Source organism: Streptomyces sp. ADI95-16 (assembly GCF_003721495.1).
Lineage (GTDB): Bacteria > Actinomycetota > Actinomycetes > Streptomycetales > Streptomycetaceae > Streptomyces > Streptomyces goshikiensis.
Genome location: NZ_CP033581.1, coordinates 5632733 through 5653506, shown reverse-complemented (window position 1 = coordinate 5653506; position 20774 = coordinate 5632733). Strand labels below are relative to the sequence as shown.

The window sequence follows — 20774 nt, the reverse complement described above, 5'->3', positions numbered from 1 at the left end:
GCCGCGGCTCCGGTGGAACCGCCGGGGCGCCGGAGGTGTCCTTAGCGATGACATCGGTCCCCGTCTCTGGAGAAACAGGGGGCGTCATGAAGCACCTCCGCCGCCGACAGATCACCGCCCTGGCCACGGGCATGTTGCTCGCCGCCGGGATCTCGCTCGCCGCGCCGGCCTCGGCCGCCGCCGCGACCGGCTCCGCCCGCACGCAGACCCCGCTCGTCGTCAATGCCCGCTGGGGCGGGCACTGCACGTACGACCGGCTCGTCATCGACGTCAAGGGATACGTCCCCCAGGTCACCGTCACGCCCGTCACCCACCTCGTCTACGACGGGTCCGGCAAGCCCGTACCGCTCGCCGGGAAGTACTTCCTGGAGGTCCGCCTGCATCCCGCGGCGGGTCACGACGACGCCGGGCAGAACGTGTACCAAGGGCCCAAGCTCGTCAAGATCTACCTGCCCAAACTCAAGGGCATGGCCCTGACCGGCGACTACGAGGGGTACGTGACCTTCGGCGCCGCCTTCGACACCAAGCCCTCCTACACCTCCTCCGTCCTGCACGGGCCGGAGCGGTTCGTGCTGGACGTCGCGCACCCGAACGTGTGCTGAGCGTGCGGGGACCCGGCGCCGTGGCGGGCGCCGGGTCCCCGTTCTCCTCGCCCGCCTCCCCCGGCTAGCGGTGCTCGGGGTTCGGGAAGTCGAAGCGGCAGCCCGCGTCCCAGAGGGAGCGCTGGTTGCCGTGCGCCGGGATGCCGCCGCCCCGCTTGAGCAGCGCGGCCAGGTGCATGAGGTTCCAGGACATGAAGGCGGTGTTCCGGTTGGTGAAGTCGTTCTCGGGGCCGCCGGAGCCCGGGTCGAGGTACGAGGGACCGGGCCCGGCCTCGCCCATCCAGCCCGCGTCGGCCTGCGGGGGGATCGCGTAGCCGAGGTGCTGGAGGCTGTAGAGGATGTTCATGGCGCAGTGTTTGACGCCGTCCTCGTTGCCCGTGATGAGCGCGCCGCCGACCCGGCCGTAGAAGGCGTACTGGCCCTGGTCGTTGAGGATCGAGGAGCAGGCGTAGAGCCGCTCGATCACCCGCTTCATCACCGAGCTGTTGTCACCGAGCCAGACGGGCCCGCAGAGCACCAGGATGTCGGCGTCCATGATCTGGCTGTAGAGCACCGGCCACTGGTCGCTCTCCCAGCCGTGCTCGGTCATGTCGGGCCAGACACCGGTGGCGATGTCGTGGTCGACGGCACGGATGAGGGAGGTCCGGGCGCCCGCCGCCGCCATGACGGCGCGGCTCTTGTCGATCAGGCCCTCGGTGTTGCTGGTCTCGGGCGAGCGTTTGAGCGTGCAGTTCACGTAGACGGCGGTGAGGTCGCCGTAGTCGGGGGGCTGCGCGGTGTCGAAGGTCTGCGGGGTGTCGGCCACTCCCCCACCCTGCGAGCCTCCGAGGGCCCCCGCCACCGGACGGAGCCCATCCGGGCGGGGCGGGCTCGCGGACCTGCCGGCTCGCGGGCCCGCGGACGTGACCGGCGGACAGACCGGCGGATTCCGGCCATCCGACCGGCGTGATCGGCGCGGGTTGTTACCGGTCCGTGCGGCCGACTAGGGTCAGCTGGCCTTGGTGTTCGGGAAATCGGTGCGAAACCGGTGCGGCCCTCGCCACTGTGATCGGGAAGTCCGGCTCCACTCCGTAGGGAAGCCACTGGGCTCGCGCGGGAGACCGTACGACCCCGGGAAGGCGGAGCCGGGACAACAGCACCCGTGAGCCAGGAGACCGGCCGGGGCGCGTTGTCCATCCACGAGGTGCTGGAGAGGTCTCCCCACTCATGCATATAGCCGAGGGGTTTCTGCCCCCGCTGCACGCGGTCGCCTGGGGCGCCGCGTCCGCTCCCTTCGTCGTCCACGGCGTCCGCGCCCTCACCCGCGAGGTGAAGGCCAACCCGGAGAGCACGCTGCTGCTCGGCGCGTCCGGCGCGTTCACGTTCGTGCTCTCCGCGCTCAAGATCCCGTCGGTGACGGGCAGCTGCTCGCACCCCACCGGGACGGGGCTCGGCGCGATCCTGTTCCGGCCGCCGATCATGGCGGTGCTCGGCACGATCACCCTGCTGTTCCAGGCGCTGCTGCTGGCGCACGGCGGGCTCACCACGCTCGGCGCCAACGTGTTCTCCATGGCGATCGCCGGGCCCTGGGCCGGGTACGCCGTCTACCGGCTGCTGCGGAAGTTCGACGTCCCGCTGATGGTGACCGTGTTCTTCGGCGCCTTCTTCGCCGACCTGGTCACCTACTGCGTGACCTCGGTGCAGCTGGCGCTCGCCTTCCCGGACCCGGGGAGCGGGTTCCCCGGCGCGCTCGCCAAGTTCGGCGGCATCTTCGCGGTCACGCAGATCCCGCTGGCCGTGAGCGAGGGCCTGCTGACGGTGCTCGTGATGCGGCTGCTGATGCAGTCGAGCAAGTCGGACCTGGTCCGGCTCGGCGTCGCGAAGCTCACGGGCGGCGGCGCCGGCGCCCGTACCGGGAACCAGCAGGAGGCGGCGGTCTGATGAGCCGGAACGCGAAGATCAACACCCTGCTGCTGCTCCTGGTGGCGGCGCTGGCCGTGCTCCCGCTCGCGCTGGGGCTGGGCGAGGGCAAGGAGGAGCCGTTCGCGGGGGCCGACGCGCAGGCGGAGGCGGCCATCACCGAGCTCAAGCCGGACTACGAGCCCTGGTTCTCCCCGCTGTACGAGCCTCCGTCCGGGGAGGTGGAGTCCGCGCTGTTCGCGTTGCAGGCGGCGCTCGGCGCGGGCGTGCTCGCGTACTACTTCGGCGTGCGCAAGGGACGCCGCCAGGGCCTCGCGCAGGCGGAGCGGCAGCCCGCCCCGCAGGCCGCCGCCACCACCCCGGAGGCGTAGGCGGTGCTGCCGATCGACGTGGCGGCGCACGGCAGCCGCTGGCGCCGCCGCCACCCGCTCGAAAAGGGCCTGCTCGGGGTCGGTCTCACCGTCACGGCCGTGGCCCTGCCGCCGTGGCCCGGCGGGCCGCTGGTGGCCGGCGCCACCCTCGCCGTACTGCTCGGCCCCGCCGGGGTGCCCGGGCGCCGGCTGTGGCGGGCGTTCCGGATCCCGCTCGGGTTCTGCTTCACCGGGGCTCTGCCCCTGCTGGTCGCCGTCGGCGGCCCGGCCGGGCTGGTCTCCTGGGCGCCCGACGGCCCCCGGCACGCGGCCGAGCTGCTGCTGCGGACCTCCGCGGCCTCCCTCGGCGTGCTGCTGTTCGCGTTCACCACGCCCGTCTCGGACGTACTGCCCCGGCTGGTCCGCGCGGGGGTTCCGGCCCCGGTGGTGGACGTGGCGCTGGTGATGTACCGGATCGGGTTCCTGCTGCTGGACTCGATGGCGCAGGTCCGGCGCGCCCAAGCGGCCCGCCTCGGGCAGACCGGCCGGGCCGCGGTGTGGCGTTCGCTGGCCGGGCTCGCGGCGACCTCCTTCGTACGGGCCTTCGACCGCGCCGGGCGGCTCCAGGAGGGGCTGGCCGGGCGCGGCTACGACGGCGCGCTGCGCGTGCTCGTACCGGAGGCGGCGCTGTCGTGGCGGTTCCTCGCGGCGTCGGGGGCCCTGCTGGGCACCCTGATCGCCGCCACCCTCGTACTGAAGGAGCTGTATCTGTGACGCGGTTGGTGGAGCTGGTCGGCGCGGGCTACGCGTACGAGGACGGGCCGGCGGTGCTGTCCGGCGTGGACTTCGGGATCGCGGCGGGCCGCGCGCTGGTGCTGCTGGGCCGCAACGGCAGCGGCAAGACCACGCTGATGCGGCTGCTGAGCGGGGGCCTGAAGCCGGGTCCGGGCGAGCTGCGGCTCGACGGCGCGGTGGTGGCGCACGACCGGGCGGGGCTGACCCGGCTGCGGACCTCGGTGCAGCTGGTGGTCCAGGACCCGGACGACCAGCTGTTCGCGGCCTCGGTGGAGCAGGACGTCTCCTTCGGCCCGATGAACATGGGCCTGCCCGCCGGGGAGGTACGGGCGCGGGTGGACTCCGCCCTGGCCGCGCTGGACATCACCGCGCTGCGGGACCGCCCGACGCACCTGCTCTCGTACGGCCAGCGCAAGCGGGCGGCGATCGCGGGCGCGGTGGCGATGGCGCCGCGCGTGCTGATCCTGGACGAGCCGACGGCGGGCCTGGACCCGGAGGGGCAGGAGCGGCTGCTGGACGCGCTGGCGGGCCTGCGCGCGGCCGGCACCACGGTGGTGATGGCCACGCACGACGTGGACCTGGCGGTCCGCTGGGCCGACGACGCGGCGGTGCTGACCCCGTCGGGCATCCGGTTCGGTCCGGCCGGGACGCTGCTGGCGGACCCGGAGCTGCTGGTCTCGGCGGGCCTGCGCCAGGCGTGGTCCCCGGCGGTGGCGGCGTTCCTGCGGGCCCGAGACCTGCTGGCCGGGGACGCCCCGGGCCCGAAGACCCCGGAGGCCCTCGCCGCCTGGGCCCGGGGTCGTCCCTGACCCGCTCCCGCGCGCGGGTGCCGGGCCTCCCGCGAACCTAGGATGGCCGCATGTCGCTCCCGCACGCCATCCTCACCGCCCTGCTCGAAAAGCCCTCGTCGGGGCTGGAGCTGACCCGGCGGTTCGACAAGTCGATCGGGTACTTCTGGTCCGCGACGCACCAGCAGATCTACCGGGAGCTCGGCCGGCTGGAGGAGGCCGGGCTGATCCGGGCGCTGCCCAGCGAGGTGCCGGTACGGGGGCAGAAGAAGGAGTACGAGGTGCTGCCGGACGGCAGCGCGGAGCTCGCCCGGTGGGTCGGCGAGCGGCAGGATCCGAAGACGGTCCGCGATCCGCTGCTGCTGCGGATCCGGGCGGCGGCGGTGGTGGGACCGCAGGGGCTGGAAGCGGAGCTGCGGCGCCATCTGGGTCTGCACCGGCGGCAGTTGGAGACGTACGAGGCGATCGAGGAGAAGGACTTCCCGCCGGGCCGGCGCTCGGACGAGGACCGGCTGCACCGGCTGGTGCTGCGCGGCGGCATCGCGCTGGAGACCTTCTGGCTGACCTGGCTGGAGGAGGCCCTCGCCGAGGTGGAGGAGATCGCCCTCCCGGCGCCCGGCGCCGGGGGCGGCACGGCCTGACGCCCCCGCCGGCCCGGCAGGGGCGGGCGGGGGGCGGCGCGGGGCCGGCTACTTGTTCAGGGAGGCCCAGAACTCGTCGAAGCTCAGCAGGCCGTCGTGGTTGGCGTCCTTGGAGGCGACCACGGCGTCCGCGACGGAGGCGGTGACGAAGGCGTCACCCATCGCCTTCATGGCCGCGCTGTACTCGTCGGCCGTGATGAAGCCGTCACCGTTCACGTCGAACTTGTTGAACGTCGCCCGTGCGCTCTCGATGTCCGCCACTGGGTCCACCCCTTCTTGGTGCTTGTTGACCGGCCCAGGGTAGCGGCAGCCCCGGCCCGCCCCCGCCGCGGGTCCCGCTCGGCCGGCGGACGCGGCGACGGTGATCGGCAAGGGGTCCGCAAGGGATCGGCAGGGGCCGCTCCGCCGGACCGGGCTACCGGAAGATGCCGGTGTGCCCCAGCGAGTAGCGGCCGGGCTGCGGGTAGACGGCCAGGCCGTGGGGGCCGCCGCCGACCTTGATCTTGGCGAGCTGCCGCCCGGACGTCGTGTCGATGGCGTAGACCTCGCCGTTGTAGCGGCCGGACAGCCACAGCACCTTGCCGTCGGCGGAGACGCCGCCCATGTCGGGGCTGCCGCCGTCGGGCAGCTCCCACTTCTTGGTGAGCTTGTTCTGGGTGAAGTCGAAGACGGAGATGCTGGCCTCGCCGCGGTTGGAGACGTACATCTCCTTGGAGTCGCGGCTGATGTACAGGCCGTGGCAGCCCTTGCCGGTGGGCAGCAGCTTCGGCACGTCGAACGCCTCGCCGCTGAGCACCCACATGCCGTGCGCCATCATGTCGGCGACGTAGAAGGTCTTCCCGTCCGGGGAGATCTTGACGTCCTGCGGCATCGCCCCCTCGAACGGCAGCTTCTGCTGGCCGATCACCTCCATCCTCTCGGTGTCGACCTTGAGCAGTTCGCCGGAGAACTCGCAGCTCACGATGAAGTAGCGGCCGTCGGCGGAGAAGTCGGCGTGATTGACGCCGGCGCAGGTCACCGGAACGGTCTTCACCCGGCTCATGGTGTGCGGATCGCGGAAGACCAGCTCGCGGTCCATGGAGGCCATCACGACCGCGTACTTGCCGTTCGGCGTGAAGTACAGGTTGTACGGGTCGTGCACCTCGACGGGGGCGCCGGCCTCGCCGGTGGCCGGGTTGATCGGGGTGAGCGTGTGGCCGCGGTTGTTGTTGACCCACAGGGTCTTCATGTCCCAGGACGGGACCACGTGCTGGGGCTGGACGCCGACCGGGATGGTGTCGATGACCGTGTACGTGGCCGGGTCGATGACGGACACCGTGTTGGAGCCGGTGTTCGGCACGTAGACGCGGGACGGGAAGTCCTTGACCACCGGGGAGAGCCTGTTCGGCCGGTCGGCGGCGTAGACGTCGTTCGGGTCGAGGAGCGGCGGCATTCCCGCCAGGCCGGGCGGAACGGCCGGGACCGCCTTGACCGGGCGGGCCGGTTCCTTGGAGCCGAGCGCCTCTGTCGCGTCCTTGTCGCCGGCTCCGCAGCCGGCCAGGGCGGCGAGGACCAGTCCGGCGAACAGCGCGGTGGCCTTCCGGGGAAGGCGGATGGTCGTCATGGGGTCAGCAGCTCCGTGGTGGTCACCGCGCGCAGCTTGCGGCGCGCGAGTTCTTCGAGGAGGGGTGGCATCGCGGCGACCGTGTCCGCGTAGCCGAAGTGCAGGCTCACCACCGATCCGCTGCGGATCGTCCCGGTGACGGTGCGGATGACGGCCGCCGCGCCGGGCGAGGTGAAGTCGAGGGAGTCCACGTCGTACGAGAGGACGTGCGGGTAGCCGGCCCGCTGGGCGAGGGTCCGCACGAGCGGGGTCGCGTACCGGGTCTGGGAGGGCCGGAACCAGCTGCCGATGGAGCCGGTGAGCCGTTTGAGCCGCTGGGCGCACTCGGTGATCTCGGCGTACGCCTCCGCCTCGGGCATGGCGTTGAGGGCGAGGTGGCGCTGGGTGTGGTTGCCGAGTTCGTGGCCGCCGTCGAGGATCCGGCGGGCCATCTCCGGGTGGGCGTCGAGCCAGCTGCCGATGGCCAGGACGGTGACGCGGGCGCCGCCCTTCTCGGCTTCGGCGAGGATCGCCCTGGCGGTGGCGGGATCCCCGTTGCCGTGGAAGGTGAGGGCGACGCGGGGCCGGTCGCGGGGGCCGTGGCCGATCTCGACGGGCTGGCCGGGGAACCGGTGCGGGGCGGGGGCGACGGCCGGCGCCTTGGCGGGCGAGGGGGCGGCGGCGCTCGTGGGGGCGGTGGGCGCGGGGTCGGTGCGGCCGCTCGCGCCGCAGGCCGCGGTGAGGGCGCCGGCGGCGACCGCCGCCCCGGCGCGGAGAGCGGATCGACGGTCCGGGTAGCAGAGCACCTGCCCATTTAAGGGGCTGGAGGCCCCGATCGTAACGATTGACCCATTTCGGGGCCTTTGGCGGGGTGGTCCGTATGTTGGGATGTTCGATACTTGATCAACGAAATACACCGACTAGTCGATACTTATTCATTGATTACGAGGTGAGTGGCTCATCTCACCTAGGATTTAGGTAGAAACTCTAGGGATATACATACTTATGTCCGAGTTGGGACTTTTGGCGTTTGGGCCCTCGTCTGCCATAGTCGGAGCCACGGCTTCCCGTTGACCCGAGCGAAGTCTTCACGCCGAGGATCACACCCCCTTCGATCCTCGGCGCACCCTTGAAACCCCCGCGACGCCCACCACGGCGACAGGGGGTTTCTGGCGTTACGGGGGCTAGCGGTCCGCGACCCGCATCTCGAACCAGGTGATCTTGCCGCGCGGCAGCAGGTCCGCGCCCCAGCGGTCGGAGAGCTTGTCGACGAGGAAGAGCCCCCGGCCGGTGGTGTCCATCTCGTGCACCGGCATCAGACAGGGCAGCCCGCGCGAGGGGTCGCGCACCTCCACGCGGATCCAGCCGCGCCGGCGCAGCAGCCGTAACCCGAAGGACCGGGCCCCCGTGTGCCGCACGGCGTTGCCCACGAGTTCGGAGACCAGCAGGACGGTGTGCTCCGCGATCTGCGGCGAGAGGCCCCAGAGCCGGATCACCACGCACTGGGCCAGCCGGCGCGCGGTGCTCGCGGACTCGGGCATCGACGGCAACGTCACTTCCGCCTCGGCGGGGTTCCCGAACAACTCCAGTGCCTTGAGGCCCTGTTCGTCCTCAAGAGCCGCCGTGAGCCGCACGGCCGAAGCGCTGCTGCGCTGCCGCGGCTGTTCCACACCCTCCAGGCCCGCCATGCACCCATCATGGACGGCCGGTGTGCCCGTACGGGCCGTTCCACAGGAAAACACCCCCCGGAAGCAAGCGTTCCGGGGGGTCGCATTGGCATATGCATAAGGCAATCGGAGGGCCGTGAGACCGTCCTGACCTGTCACTACGCACCGCTCGGTGCCGATCACCGTGAGTGGATCACCCCTTCCCCTTAAGGCTGCCTTAAGGCCTGGCTAATCCACCCACAAGGAGGACGTGCCGATCCACGCGGGCGCGGACACGACCGGGGGACTCAGAGGAACTTCGCCTTGCCCGGGCCCTCCTCGACGAAGCTGCGCATCCCGCGCTCGCGGTCCTCGGTGGCGAACAGGCCCGCGAACCAGTTGCGTTCGATGGTCAGCCCGGTGTCGATGTCGGCCTCCAGCCCCGCGTCCACGCACTCCTTGGCGGCGCGCAGCGCGAGCGCCGGACCCTGGGCCAGCTTGGCGGCCCAGGCGTGCGCCTGCTCGTACACCTCGGCGGCGGGGACGACGCGGTCCACCAGCCCGAGCGCGAGCGCCTCGTCGGCCTTGACCATGCGGCCGGTGAAGATCAGGTCCTTGGCCTTGGAGGGACCGATCAGCCGGGAGAGCCGCTGGGTGCCGCCGGCGCCGGGGATCAGACCGAGCAGGATCTCGGGCTGGCCGAGCTTCGCGTTGTCGGCGGCGATCCGGTAGTCGGCGCAGAGCGCGAGCTCGCAACCGCCGCCCAGGGCGTAGCCGGTGACGGCCGCGACGACCGGCTTGGGGATCCGCGCCACGGCGGTGAAGGCGTCCTGGAGGGCGCGGGACCGGGCGACCATCGCCGCGTGGTCCATCAGCTGCATCTCCTTGATGTCCGCGCCGGCCGCGAACACCTTCTCGCCGCCGTAGAGGATGACCGCGCGGACGTCGGCCCGGTCGGTGGCCTCCACCGCGAGCTCGCGCAGCCGGTCCTGGGTGGCGATGTCCAGGGCGTTCATGGGCGGCCGGTCCAGGCGGATGGTGCCGACGCCTTCGGAGACTTCGAGAGAGAGGGTCATACCGGGAAGGTTAGCGCCGGTTAACCAGAGGTGGCCCGGTGCTGTCGGTCACAGCACCGGGCCACTCTCAGTGTGGGAGGGAGGGACTACTTGGTCCACTCCGCCCAGGGCATGTTCCAGCCGTTGAGGCCGTTGTCCGGGGCGATCTCCTTGTCCTTGGAGTTCTTCACGACGACGACGTCGCCGATCAGGGACTCGTTGAAGAACCACGCGGCGGGCTGGTCGCCGTCACCGGCGCCGCGGACGTCCTTCAGGCCGACGCAGCCGTGGCTGACGTTCTCCGAGCCGAAGGTGCCGGAGGAGGCCCAGTAGTTGCCGTGGACGAAGGTGCCGGAGTTCGACAGGCGCATCGCGTGCGGGACGTCGGAGATGTCGTACTCGCCGCCGAAGCCGACGGTCGCGCCGTTCATCCGGGTCACCTTGTACTTCTCGCTGATGACCATCTGCCCGTTGTACGTGGTGGTGGCCGGGGCGCCCGCGGTGATCGGGAGGTTCTTCAGCACCTGGCCGTCACGGACGACCTGCATCTGCTTGGTGGTCGCGTCGACCGTGGAGACCTGGGAACGGCCGATGGTGAAGGTGACCGTACGGGTCTGCTTGCCGTAGACGCCGGGGCGGCCTTCGACTCCGTCGAGGGCGAGCTTCACGGTGACCTTGGTGCCCGCGGCCCAGTACTTCTCGGGGCGGAAGTCGAGGCGGTCGTTGCCGAACCAGTGGCCCTCGACCGGCACGGAGGGCTCGGCCGTGACGGTGATGGCCTTCTCGACGGCCTCGGGGTTGGTGATGCCCCGGGTGAAGTTGACGGAGACCGGCATTCCCACGCCGACGGTCTCGCCATCCTCCGGCGTGTAGTGGCCCACGAAGGTGTTGGTCGGGGTCAGCGTGGTGAACGTGGTGTCCTTGGCGGACTCGCGGCCCGCCTCGTCCTTGGCGACCGCGTGCACCTTGTACTCGGTGGCGGAGGCCAGGTGCCGGGCCGGCTCCCAGCTCGCGCCGTCGTCGGCGACCTTGCCCTCGACCTCGTTGCCCTTGGTGTCGGCGACCTTGACTGCGGAAAGCTTTCCGCCGGTGCTCGCTATCTTCAGGACGCCGCTGGTGGCGACCTCCTTCGCCCCGTCGTCCGGCTTGACGCTGACCACGGCCTTGGAGGCCTCGGTGCCGGTCTTGCCGCCGCCGCCCCCACCGTTGTCGCTGCCACTGCCCCCGCTGTTGCCCCCGCCACTGCACGCGCTGGTGAGCAGCAGGGCCGCCCCCAGAAGAAGGGCCGGCAGGCCGGTGCGGGCGCGGCCGCGTATCGGCTGCAGGTTCACTCTCGTTCTCCCCATGTCCCCCGCGCGCGGACAGTCGCGCGCTTGAAAAAGGTAATCACACGGGCGGATCACGAAGAGCCACGGTCTTGTCACCGTTCCGTCCCAACTGACCGCAAGACAGTGCGCCGGCACGGTGAGGGGATCACCGTGCCGGCGCACCGGGTGGAACGGGTCAGGTCAGGAGCGGTCGGGGACCGTCAGTACCGCCGGGCAGGCACGCGGGGTTCAGGGCCTGCGGGACTTGGCCGGCGCCTTGCCGTGACCCTTCGCGTGGCCCTTCGCGTGGCTCTTGGCGTGGCTCTTGCCGTGACCCTTCGCGTGGCTCTTGGCGTGGGACTTGCCGGCCTTCTTGGCGGGGGACTTGCCGGGCTTCTTCGCGGGGCTCTTGCCGGCCTTCTTGCCGTAGCCCTGGTCCTCGCCCTGGTCCTTGCCCTGGTCCTTGCCGGGGTCCTTGCCGTGCTCCTTGCCGTGGTCCTCGTGCGGGTCCTTGCCGTGCTCGTGGCCGGGGTCCTTGCCGCCGTGGTGGCCGTCCTCGGCGGGCCTGTTGAAGAGCTCCACCACGCGCTCGTGGTCCGGCGTGCGGACGTCCAGCTGGAGCGGCTCGGTCACCGGGTCCTCGCGCAGCAGGTAGCCCTCGGGGGCCTCGACCTCGCGGACGTAGTACCAGCCCTCGCCGAGGTTCCAGAACTCGCAGACGCCCTGCCGGTTGGTCTCGCAGGCCGGCCCGACCTGCGTGTCGGGGCCGTTGGGGTCGTTGGGGTCATTGGGGTCGTTGCCCTCGGTTTGCAGACCCCGGACGCCGTTGGTCTCCTTCCAGAGCTCGAACACCGCGCCGCGCAGCACGCTCTTGGTCTTCGGGTCCTTCTTGACCACGATGATCCTGCCGTGGAACGGGGTGTTGACGGCGTCCACGGCGACGCCCTGGTCCGCGTTGTCGGCGGTCAGCACCAGCGGCCCGAACACCGGGTTCGCCGGGAGGCCGTGGCCGGGGGGCGCGCTGGTCTCGCGCCAGTAGTACGTGCCCACGTCGACGGTGCGCGTACAGGTGGCCGACGGGAGGGAGGTGACGCAGTCGTCACCGACCCTGGTGTCCGGCGTGTTCCCGCCGGTCTGGAGGCCGGGGGTGCCGTTGGTCTCCCGCCACAGCTGGAAGACCGCGCCGGCGAGCGGGGCGCCCTCGGGGCTGACCTTGCGCACCGACACCGCGCCGGGCACCGGGACGGGCGCGGCGATGTCGGCCGCCGTGACGGTGACGCCCTCGCGCGCGTTCTCCTCCGTCAGGGCGAGCGGCCCGAACACCGGGTTCGCCGGCAGCAGGTAGCCGGGCGGGGGCGCGGTCTCCTGCCAGTAGTACGTGCCCACCCCGACGGTCCGCGTGCAGTCGCCGCTCTCGTCGGTGGTGCAGGGTCCCCCGACCGGGGTGTCGCCGCCCGGCCGCCCCGTCTGGAGGCCGGGGGTGCCGTTGCTCTCCTTCCAGAGGCGGAAGACGGCGCCCGCGAGCGGGTCGCCCGTCTCCGCGTCGGTCTTCAGGACGCTCACCTCGCCCCGTACGGGGGGTGCGAGCGGCGTGTTCACGGCGCGGACGCGCACGCCCTCGCCGGCGTTGCGCGGGGTCAGCACCAGCGGCCCGAACACCGGGTTCGCCGGGAGGGCGTATCCGGCGGGCGGGGTGACCTCCCGCCAGTAGTACGTGCCCGGCTCGGCGGTGCGGCGGCAGATGCCGTCCGCGCGGGTGGTGCAGCCGCGGGGTTCCAGGGTGTCGCCGCCCGGGGTCCCGGTCTGGAGGCCGGGGGTGCCGTTGCTCTCGCGCCACAGCTCGAAGCCGGCGCCGGCCAGCGCGTCGCCGGCCTCGTTCACCTTGACGACGGAGAGCTCGCCGGTCACCGGGGCGCTCCCGCAGTCGGGCAGGTCACCGGTGAAGGGGTAGGAGTGGAACTCCTGGCCGCCGCCCCCGGCGGCGGCGCTGGTGTGCCTCAGCGAGCCGGTGGTGAAGAAGCGGCCGTTGAAGCCGGGCAGGGTGACCGTGGTGCGCGAGGCCGGGTTGCCGATGAGCGCGGCGCCCTGGAACTGGCCGGTGCCGAGCAGGCCCACGGTGGTGGCGTCGGGGAAGTTCCACAGCAGCCGCTGACGGTAGGTCTGCTCCCCGCTGTAGGTGACCACGGCCCGGTCGGCGCCCAGCACGTTGACCAGGATGGTGGCGTTCGCCGGGATGTCCGCGAACCGGATGCCCTGCTGGCCCCGGCCGGGGGCGGCGATGTCGGCGTCCACGTTGAAGACCTGGAGCGGCGAGCGGCCGTCGCCCCTGAAGAGGGTCTCGAAGCGGTTGTTGGTGACGGTGCCCGTCGGGGTCCGCGGCGTCCCGCCGGGGCGGGCGTAGCACTGGCTGGCGGCGGCGAGCTCGCGGCGCAGGGGCGCGTACGGGCCGGCGGCGGCCGGGTCCCGGACCACGCGGGTGGCGCTGACGGTGCCGGTGCCGGAGAGCGGGCCGGCGTGGCGGACGACGCCGCCGTCGGCGATGAGGCGTTCGCTGTCGGCGACGGCGATCCCGCCGCCGGTGGTCAGGAAGTCGGAGCCGGCGGGCGGCTGGGTCTGGGAGCCCGCGCCGACGATGCCGACGTTGTAGACCTGGCTGACGCCGTCGGCCTTGTCCTGGTCGAAGGAGCCGAGTACGACGACCCGGCCCTCCGCCTCGGCGGCCCGCTCGCGGACCTGGAAGTCGCCGCCGACGAAGATGTTGATCCCGGCGTCCCGGCCGTTGGCCGGCCCGGTGTGCGGGTCGAGGTACACGTCGGGGCACTCGGGGCCCAGGCAGGGGCCGAGCCCCCCGGGCAGTGTGGCCCGTACCGCTCCGGTTCCCGCCGTTGCGGGGTACGCCGGGTACGCGGGGGCGGCGGTGGCCAGCACCGCCACCGTCACCGCGAGGCCGAGGCCCAGGCGTGCCCGCCCGGTCTTCGCGGCCGTCCTTGCTCTCATGACACTCCGTCCGTCGCCTGCTGAGTGGTGCTCTGCCAGGCTGGCGGGAGGGTCGCACGCGGGTGCGGGAGGCGCACCCCGGACTACGGCATTTCGATCACCGCGATCACCCTCACGTGCGCGCCGAGCCGGCGACCCAGTCCGCCCAGGACATGTTCCAGCCGCCCAGTCCGTTGTTGGCGGCGACCGTCTTGTCCTGCGAGTTCACGACCTCGACCACGTCGCCGACCAGGGTCCGGTCGTAGAACCAGCCGGCGGGCGTGTCGGAGCCGCCGCCCTTGTCGTCGCGCAGGCCGATGCAGCCGTGGCTGATGTTGGTGGAGCCGAAGGTGTCGGGGCTGGCCCAGTAGTTGCCGTGCAGGAAGGTCCCGGAGCTGGTGAGCCGCATGGCGTGCGGGACGTCGGGGATGTCGTACTCCCCTCCGAAGCCGACGGTCTGGCCGTTCATGCGGGTGACGTCGAAGAGCTCCAGCACCACCATCTTCCCGTTGTAGGTGGTGTTCTTCGGCGCCCCGGCGGTGATCGGCACGGTGGAGACCAGCTCGCCCTCGCGGCGGACCTCCATGGTGTGTTCGGCGGCGTCCACGGTGGAGATCTGGGAGCGGCCGACGGTGAAGGTGATGGTCTTGTCCTGGATGCCGTAGGAGCCGGGGGCGCCCTCGACGTCGCGGAGGTTCATCCGCACGGTGACCTTGGTGCCGGACTGCCAGTAGCGCTTGGGCCGGAAGTCGAGGCGCTCGGCGCCGAACCAGTGGCCGACGACCTCCGTCGCGGGGTCGGCGGTGATGGTGATGGCCTTCTCCACGTCGGCCTTGTGCTTGATGGACTGGTTGAAGTTGAAGGAGACGATCATCCCGGTGCCGACCGTGGAGCGGTTCTCGGGCTTGAAGTAGCCGATGAACCGGTCCTCGGGGACGAAGGTGGTGAAGGTGGTGTGCCGGGCCTGGCGGCGGTCGTGCCCGTCGAGGGCGACGGCGTCGACGGTGTACTTGGCGGCCAGCGCGAGCCGTCCGGCCGCCTGGTCGGGGCTCCAGCTGAGGCCGTCGGCGGCGATGGAGCCGGGGACCTCCTCCTGCTGGGCGTCCTCCACCTTGGTGACCACGACCCGCTCCAGCCGGCCCTCGGGCACGGACACGCTCAGCGGGCCCTCGGCCGGCACCCCCTTGGCGTTGTCGTCCGGGGAAATCCGGATGGCCTCCTGCGGGGCGCGGGGTTTGCCGGGCAGCTGGATCTCGACCGGGGAACCGCCGCCCTCGGTGCATCCGGCCAGGCCGCCCAGAAGGCCCACCCATGCCGCTACGGCGGCCAAGCCCGCCCCTGCCCGCCTCGTCAGAAGAGTCACGTCCCTCCAACGACCGGCCCCCTCCGGGGGAAACGTGAGGGCGGCACACGTTCCGGGCAGAACTGTCCGGGCAGAACAGTGGGAAGGACCAGACGGGGGCGGGCCTTGGCCGGGACGCCGGGGCCGCACTCCCCCACCCCCGCAGGTACCAGGAGCCGTGGAGGCGGGCAGTGTCGAGCGCAGCCGGACAGGAGGCGGTGGATGCCGCCGCAGAAGCGTCGAACGCGGGGAACGGGGTGCGGGGCGGTCAGGCCGCGCCCGCACCTCAGGTGACCGGACCGCCGCCGAACGGGCAGCAGGGCGGTCCGCCGAACGGCCGGTCGAACGGCAGGCTGAACGGACAGCCGAACGGACAGCCGAACGGGCAGTCGAACGGCCAGGTGAACGGCCAGGTGAAGGGGCGTGCGCCGGGGCAGCCGGTACGGGCCTCCGCGCGCCCGGGACCGGTGGTGTGGCCGGGGTCCTCGCATCCGCTGGGGGCCCGGTTCCACCACGGCCCGGACGGGACGGCGGGCACCAACTTCGCGCTGTGGGCGCAGGGCGCGGAGGCGGTGGAGCTGTGCCTCTTCGACTCCGACGGCGGCGAGACCCGGTGCTCGCTGACCGAGCTCACGCACGAGATCTGGCACGGCTTCGTGCCCGGCGTGCGCCCCGGGCAGCGGTACGGGTTCCGGGTGCACGGGCGCTGGGACCCCTGGACGGGCGCCCGGCACAATCCGGCGAAGCTGCTGCTGGACCCGTACGCCCGGGCCGTCGACGGCGACTTCACGCTGCCGCCGGAGGTGTACGGGCACGTCCGGGACTGGCCGCAGCAGTACATCGCGGACACCGTGCGCGACGACCGGGACTCCGCCCCGCACGTCCCCAAGGGGGTGGTGGTCCACGATGACGACGACTGGGCGGACGACGTCCGGCCGAAGACCCCGTGGGCCGACTCGGTGATCTACGAGCTGCACGTGCGCGGGTTCACGATGCGCCATCCGGGTGTTCCCGAGGAACTGCGCGGCACCTACGCGGGCCTCGCCCACCCGGCGGCGATCGAGCACCTGACGGACCTGGGCGTGACGGCGGTGGAGCTGCTGCCGGTGCACCAGTTCGCGCACGAGGACCACCTGCTGCGGCGGGGACTGCGCAACTACTGGGGCTACAACTCGGTCGGCTACTTCGCCCCGCACGCGGGCTACTCGTCGAGCGGTACGGCCGGCCAGCAGGTCGGCGAGTTCAAGCGGATGGTGCGGGCCCTGCACGCGGCGGGGATCGAGGTCATCCTCGACGTGGTCTACAACCACACGGCGGAGGCGGGCGAGCTGGGCCCGACGCTGTCGCTGCGCGGGATCGACAACCGGGGCTACTACCGGCTCCAGTCCGACCAGCGCCGGTACTCCGACTACACGGGCTGCGGGAACACCCTGCACGCGGGGCGGCCGCACGTGCTGCGCCTGATCACCGACTCGCTGCGGTACTGGGTGACGGAGATGGGGGTGGACGGCTTCCGCTTCGATCTGGCGGCGGCGCTGGCCCGGTCCATGCACGACGTGGACATGCTGTCGCCGTTCCTGGCGGTGATCGCCCAGGACCCGGTGCTGCGCCGGGTGAAGCTGATCGCCGAGCCGTGGGACGTGGGCTCGGGCGGCTACCAGGTGGGCGCGTTCCCTCCGCTGTGGACGGAGTGGAACGACCGCTACCGGGATGCCGTACGGGACTTCTGGCGGGGCGCGCTGCCCGACGTACGGGATCTGGGGTACCGGCTGTCGGGGTCGAGCGACCTGTACGCCTGGGGCGGGCGGCGGCCGTACGCCTCGGTCAACTTCATCACCGCGCACGACGGGTTCACCCTGCGCGACCTGGTCTCGTACGAGCGCAAGCACAACGACGCGAACGGGGAGGCGGGCCGGGACGGGACGAACGACAACCGGTCGTGGAACTGCGGGGCGGAAGGGGAGAGCGACGACGCCCGGATCGGGATCCTGCGGCGGCGGCAGCTGCGCAACCTGCTGACCACCCTGCTGCTGTCGACCGGGGTGCCGATGCTGGTGGCGGGCGACGAGTTCGGGCGGACGCAGGGCGGCAACAACAACGCGTACTGCCAGGACAACGAGACGGGGTGGGTGGACTGGTCGCTGCTGTCGGACCCGTCCTGGCAGCAGCTGTTCGGCCTGGCCCGCCGGCTGATCGCGCTGCGCCACGCGCACCCGGTGCTGCGGCGGCGGGCGTTCTTCTCGGGGCGCCCGCAGGGCGCGGACGGGCTGCGGGACCTGGCCTGGTTCACCCCGGCGGGGGCGGAGATGACCGAGCGGGACTGGTACGCGCCGGCCGCCGCGCTGGGTCTGTACCTGTCGGGCCGGGACATCCCGGGCCGCGACGAGCGGGGCCGCAAGGTGGTGGACGACAGCTTCCTGGCGCTGCTGCACGCCGGGGACCGGCCGGCGGCCTGGGTGCTGCCGGGCGAGCCGTGGGCGGCGGCGTACGAACTGGTGCTCGACACCTCGCGGGAGGACCAGGCCGCCCCGCCGGCCACCCGTCACCGGGGCGGCGAGACGCTGACGGTGCCGGCGCGGTCGGTGCTGCTGCTGAAGGTGGTGGACTGAGGGTGGTGGACCGAGGGTGGTGGACCGAGGGGCCCGCTCAGCGGGTCTCGGCCTGCAGCAGCATCCGCTTGAGCAGGGCCGCGAGGGCGGCGCGGTCGGTGTCGTCGAGGGGCGCGATCAGCTCCGCCTCGGCGATGCCGCGCCAGCGCATGGCCTCGGTCCAGCGCCGGTGGCCCTCGTCGGTGAGCTCGACCTCGACCCGGCGGCGGTCGCCGGCGGCGCGCAGCCGGCGCACCATCCCGGACTTCTCCAGGGTGTCGAGGCGGCCGGTCATCCCGGCCGGGGAGAGCACCAGTTCGGCGGCGAGTTCGGCCGAGGGGGCCCGCCAGGGAGTGCCCCGGGAGGCCAGCCGGTGCAGGGTCTCGAACTCGAAGCGCTGGAGGCCGGTCTTTGCCAGGGCCCGTTCCTTGCCGGTGTTCACGTGCTTGGCCAGCAGCTGGATGCGGGTGATGACCGCCTCCGTGGGCACGTCGAAGGGGACCTTGCCGCTCCAGCGGGCGATGTGCCGGTCGACGGAATCCTCGGTGCGCTCCCTCTCCATGGACGGCAGTATCGCATCCGGGAGGAAGTATTTCGTTGACGAATGATTCGCTGGCGAAATATCTTCCCCGGTATGACCCCGACCATCCGGCGGCTGCTGGCCGGCCGCACCTTCGCCGCCCTCGCCACCGCCTTGATCCCCACCACCCTCACCCTCGCCGTGATCCGCACCGGCTCGGCCGGGGACCTCGGGCTGGTGCTCGCCGCCGAGATGCTCCCGATGGTGCTCCTGCTGCCCCTCGCGGGCGTGGTCGCCGACCGCTGGCCCGCCCGCCGGGTGGTGCTCGCCGCCGACCTCGCCCGCGCCGCCGCGCAGCTGGGCACCGGCGCGATCCTGCTGACCGGCCCCGTACGGATACCCGCGCTCGCGGCGCTCGCCGCCGTGACCGGGGCCGCCGTGGCCTTCGGCAACCCCTCGGCCCGGACCCTGGTGGCCGCCGCCGTCCCGGCGCCGGACCGGCTGCGGGTCAACGCCCGGCTCGGGGTGGCGAACGGGCTCGCGCAGCTGGCCGGGCCGGCCACCGCGGGCGCGGTGGTGCTCGGCGTCGGCGCCGGCTGGTCCTCGGTGCTGACCGGCGCGCTGTTCGTCTGCTCCGCGCTCACCCTCGGCGGGGTGCGCACCCCGCCGCCCGAACGGGCCGCCGCGCGGGCCGGATTCCTCGGCGAGCTGCGGGCGGGCTGGGCGGAGACCCGGCGGCACCCGTGGTTCCTGGCCAATGTGCTGGCCCACGGGGTCTGGCACCTCGCGGCGGGACTGCTGCTCACCCTCGGCCCGCTGATCGCGGTGGAGAGCCTCGGCGGGGCCGGCACCTGGGTGCTCCTCACCCAGCTCGGCACCGCCGGGCTGCTCACCGGGGTCTGGGTGGCGGGCCGGCTGCCCGTGCGGCGGCCGCTGGTCGCCGTGGCCGTGGCCTCCTCGCTCCAGGCCCTGCCGCTCACCGCGTTCGCGCTGCGGCTGCCGACGGCCGTGACGGCAGGCGCCTTCTGCGCCGCCATGTTCGGGGTGGGGGTGCTGAGCCCTCTGTGGGAGACGGAGATCCAGCGCCGGATCCCGCTGGAGACCCTGGGGCGGGTGGGGTCCTTCGACACCCTGATCTCCTTCGCGGCCCGCCCCTTGGGGCTGGCGGCGGCCGCCCCGCTCGCCGCGGTCACCGGGACGACGGCGCCGCTGCTCGTCGCGGCCGGTCTCACGGCCGCCGCGAACCTGTCCGTACTGCTGCTCCGGGACGTCAGGGCACATCCGGAGGGGAAGGCTTCGTTCGCCCTGCGATGATGTGCCCTTCCTACGTACATACGTTCAAGGGGGCTTGCGTAGATGGCAGGATTCGGGACCGCTCTGCGAGAGCTGCGCGGGGCGCAGAAGTCGGCGAAGGGGGTGTCGCTCTACTCGCGGTTCGTCAACCGGCCCGCCGGGCGGTACCTGGCCGCCGGGTCGTACGCGCTCGGGCTCACCCCGAACCAGGTGACGCTGGTCAGTGCCGCCTTCAGCTTCGCCGCCGTCGCCGCCGTCGCGCTCGCCGCGCCCTCGTGGGGGCTGGGGATCGCCGTGTGGGCCGCGCTCGCGGTCGGGTTCGCCTTCGACTCCGCGGACGGGCAGCTGGCCCGGCTGCGCGGGGGCGGGAGCGCGGCCGGCGAGTGGCTCGACCACGTAGTGGACTGCGCCAAGCTGACGGCGCTGCACACCTGTGTGCTGATCGCCTTCTACCGCTTCCCCGAGGCGTACGGGACGGGCGGGGACGGCTGGCTGCTGGTGCCCCTGGGCTTCCAGTTCGCCTCCGTCGTCACCTTCTTCGGGGGACTGCTGACCGAGAAGCTGAAACCGAAGCCCGCGCCGGGCAGCCCCGCCGCCGCGCCGTCGACGGTGCGCGCGGTGGCGTTGCTGCCGGTGGACTACGGGGTGTTCTGCCTGGTGTTCCTGCTGCTCGGCGGCGGGGACCTGTTCCGCTGGGCCTACGCGGGACTGGGCGCCGTCGCCGCCCTGTTCCTGGTGGCGTTCCTCGCGAAGTGGTTCCGCGAGCTCAGCGCCGTTCCGCGCTGAGCGGCTGCGAGAGCGCGTCCAGCGCCCGGCGCAGCTGGGTGCTGGACGTGTGGACGGTGTAGGGGAAGTACACGACGTCGACGCCCACGGCGGCGAAGTCCTTCTCCAGCTTGTCGCCCTTGGGGGTGTCCCGCCAGTCGTCGCCCTTGAAGATGACGTCGAAGCGGACCTGCTTCCAGGTCTCCACCTTGTCCGGGACGGTCTCGACGAACGCGGCGTCCACGTACTTGACGCTGCGGACGATCTCCAGCCGTTCGACGAGCGGGATCATCGGGCGGCGGCCCTTGGCCCGTTCGGCCATCTCGTCGGAGACGACTCCGGCCACCAGGTAGTCGCACTGACTCCGGGCGTGCCGGAGGATGTTCAGGTGCCCGATGTGGAACAGGTCGTACGCGCCGGGCGCGTAGCCGACTCGATACGGTCTGCGCGCGGTCGCGCCAAGGTCGGACATGTCGCGCTCCGTCATGAGTACCCCCCAGCAGCCACACCCCCCGGTGTGGCGGATTAGCAGACAATAGCGTGCACGTTCCTCTTCACACGGGTGAACGAATAGGGTGACGTGCGCATCATCCAGGGGAGAAGGGGACGTTCAGTGTCCAGATCC

General features: G+C 72.3%; 20 protein-coding genes and 1 riboswitch. Of the genes, 9 read left to right on the top strand and 11 right to left on the bottom strand.

Going from position 1 to position 20774, the window contains the following annotated elements:
- Positions 1 to 86: 86 nt before the first annotated feature.
- Complete coding sequence (locus EES41_RS25420) at positions 87 to 602, top strand: hypothetical protein (RefSeq protein WP_073773006.1); 516 nt, start codon at positions 87 to 89, stop codon at positions 600 to 602.
- 64 nt (positions 603 to 666) lie between these two features.
- Here EES41_RS25420 and EES41_RS25415 read toward each other — a convergent pair whose 3' ends face one another.
- Entirely contained in the window at positions 667 to 1407 is a 741-nt protein-coding gene (locus tag EES41_RS25415; RefSeq protein WP_123080456.1) for a flavodoxin family protein, read from the bottom strand.
- Between the two features lie 177 nt (positions 1408 to 1584).
- Positions 1585 to 1780, top strand: a riboswitch (cobalamin riboswitch).
- A gap of 28 nt (positions 1781 to 1808) precedes the next feature.
- Between EES41_RS25415 and EES41_RS25410 the strand changes: the two genes are divergently transcribed.
- From EES41_RS25410 to EES41_RS25390, 5 genes are read left to right on the top strand one after another with little or no spacing between them, the layout of a single operon-like run.
- On the top strand, positions 1809 to 2522 hold the full coding sequence (locus EES41_RS25410; protein ID WP_123080455.1) for an energy-coupling factor ABC transporter permease: 714 nt from the start codon (positions 1809 to 1811) through the stop codon (positions 2520 to 2522).
- A complete protein-coding gene (locus EES41_RS25405) occupies positions 2522 to 2872 on the top strand; it encodes an energy-coupling factor ABC transporter substrate-binding protein (RefSeq protein ID WP_123080454.1) in 351 nt (116 codons plus the stop codon). The genes EES41_RS25410 and EES41_RS25405 overlap by 1 nt, the downstream gene beginning before the upstream one ends.
- 3 nt (positions 2873 to 2875) lie before the next feature.
- Positions 2876 to 3625 carry a cobalt ECF transporter T component CbiQ gene (gene cbiQ, locus EES41_RS25400; protein WP_123080453.1) on the top strand — a complete coding sequence of 250 codons (750 nt, stop codon included), beginning with the start codon at positions 2876 to 2878 and terminating at the stop codon, positions 3623 to 3625.
- The gene (locus EES41_RS25395) at positions 3622 to 4455 is read left to right on the top strand and encodes an energy-coupling factor ABC transporter ATP-binding protein (protein WP_123080452.1); all 834 of its coding nucleotides are present in this window, start codon (positions 3622 to 3624) and stop codon (positions 4453 to 4455) included. The genes cbiQ and EES41_RS25395 overlap by 4 nt, the downstream gene beginning before the upstream one ends.
- A 50-nt stretch (positions 4456 to 4505) precedes the next feature.
- Positions 4506 to 5075 carry a PadR family transcriptional regulator gene (locus EES41_RS25390; RefSeq protein WP_123080451.1) on the top strand — a complete coding sequence of 190 codons (570 nt, stop codon included), beginning with the start codon at positions 4506 to 4508 and terminating at the stop codon, positions 5073 to 5075.
- Positions 5076 to 5123: 48 nt separating this feature from the next.
- On the opposite strand, the gene EES41_RS25385 is transcribed toward EES41_RS25390, so the two are convergent.
- From EES41_RS25385 to EES41_RS25350, 8 genes are all read right to left on the bottom strand, one after another.
- Positions 5124 to 5336, bottom strand: a complete 213-nt coding sequence (locus tag EES41_RS25385) for an EF-hand domain-containing protein (RefSeq protein WP_037794959.1) — start codon at positions 5334 to 5336, stop codon at positions 5124 to 5126.
- Positions 5337 to 5490: 154 nt separating this feature from the next.
- Positions 5491 to 6678 carry a YncE family protein gene (locus EES41_RS25380; protein ID WP_123080450.1) on the bottom strand — a complete coding sequence of 396 codons (1188 nt, stop codon included), beginning with the start codon at positions 6676 to 6678 and terminating at the stop codon, positions 5491 to 5493.
- The gene (locus tag EES41_RS25375) at positions 6675 to 7463 is read right to left on the bottom strand and encodes a polysaccharide deacetylase family protein (RefSeq protein ID WP_123080449.1); all 789 of its coding nucleotides are present in this window, start codon (positions 7461 to 7463) and stop codon (positions 6675 to 6677) included. The genes EES41_RS25380 and EES41_RS25375 overlap by 4 nt, the downstream gene beginning before the upstream one ends.
- 378 nt (positions 7464 to 7841) lie before the next feature.
- Positions 7842 to 8345 carry an ATP-binding protein gene (locus EES41_RS25370; protein WP_123080448.1) on the bottom strand — a complete coding sequence of 168 codons (504 nt, stop codon included), beginning with the start codon at positions 8343 to 8345 and terminating at the stop codon, positions 7842 to 7844.
- 266 nt (positions 8346 to 8611) lie between these two features.
- Positions 8612 to 9379 carry an enoyl-CoA hydratase/isomerase family protein gene (locus tag EES41_RS25365; RefSeq protein WP_008743356.1) on the bottom strand — a complete coding sequence of 256 codons (768 nt, stop codon included), beginning with the start codon at positions 9377 to 9379 and terminating at the stop codon, positions 8612 to 8614.
- Between the two features lie 86 nt (positions 9380 to 9465).
- Positions 9466 to 10683 (bottom strand): Ig-like domain-containing protein, encoded by a 1218-nt coding sequence (locus tag EES41_RS25360; RefSeq protein WP_254211792.1) that lies wholly within the window; start codon positions 10681 to 10683, stop codon positions 9466 to 9468.
- A 231-nt stretch (positions 10684 to 10914) separates the two neighbouring features.
- Positions 10915 to 13662 (bottom strand): choice-of-anchor A family protein, encoded by a 2748-nt coding sequence (locus EES41_RS25355; RefSeq protein WP_174261736.1) that lies wholly within the window; start codon positions 13660 to 13662, stop codon positions 10915 to 10917.
- A gap of 112 nt (positions 13663 to 13774) precedes the next feature.
- Positions 13775 to 15004, bottom strand: coding sequence for an Ig-like domain-containing protein (locus EES41_RS25350; RefSeq protein WP_123080446.1), 1230 nt, complete (start codon positions 15002 to 15004; stop codon positions 13775 to 13777).
- A 392-nt stretch (positions 15005 to 15396) separates the two neighbouring features.
- Here EES41_RS25350 and glgX point away from each other — a divergent pair, with 392 nt between their 5' ends.
- The gene (gene glgX / locus EES41_RS25345) at positions 15397 to 17592 is read left to right on the top strand and encodes a glycogen debranching protein GlgX (RefSeq protein ID WP_254211791.1); all 2196 of its coding nucleotides are present in this window, start codon (positions 15397 to 15399) and stop codon (positions 17590 to 17592) included.
- Positions 17593 to 17629: 37 nt separating this feature from the next.
- On the opposite strand, the gene EES41_RS25340 is transcribed toward glgX, so the two are convergent.
- Complete coding sequence (locus tag EES41_RS25340) at positions 17630 to 18133, bottom strand: MarR family winged helix-turn-helix transcriptional regulator (RefSeq protein WP_123080445.1); 504 nt, start codon at positions 18131 to 18133, stop codon at positions 17630 to 17632.
- Positions 18134 to 18205: 72 nt separating this feature from the next.
- Between EES41_RS25340 and EES41_RS25335 the strand changes: the two genes are divergently transcribed.
- Positions 18206 to 19405, top strand: a complete 1200-nt coding sequence (locus EES41_RS25335; protein WP_123080444.1) for an MFS transporter — start codon at positions 18206 to 18208, stop codon at positions 19403 to 19405.
- A 42-nt stretch (positions 19406 to 19447) separates the two neighbouring features.
- Positions 19448 to 20170: a CDP-alcohol phosphatidyltransferase family protein gene (locus tag EES41_RS25330; protein WP_123080443.1), complete on the top strand. Its 723-nt coding sequence runs from the start codon at positions 19448 to 19450 to the stop codon at positions 20168 to 20170.
- Here the strand turns inward: EES41_RS25330 and EES41_RS25325 are convergent.
- Positions 20151 to 20621, bottom strand: coding sequence for an adenylyltransferase/cytidyltransferase family protein (locus EES41_RS25325; RefSeq protein ID WP_123080442.1), 471 nt, complete (start codon positions 20619 to 20621; stop codon positions 20151 to 20153). The two genes, EES41_RS25330 and EES41_RS25325, sit on opposite strands and share 20 nt — an antisense overlap.
- Between the last annotated feature and the right edge of the window lie 153 nt (positions 20622 to 20774).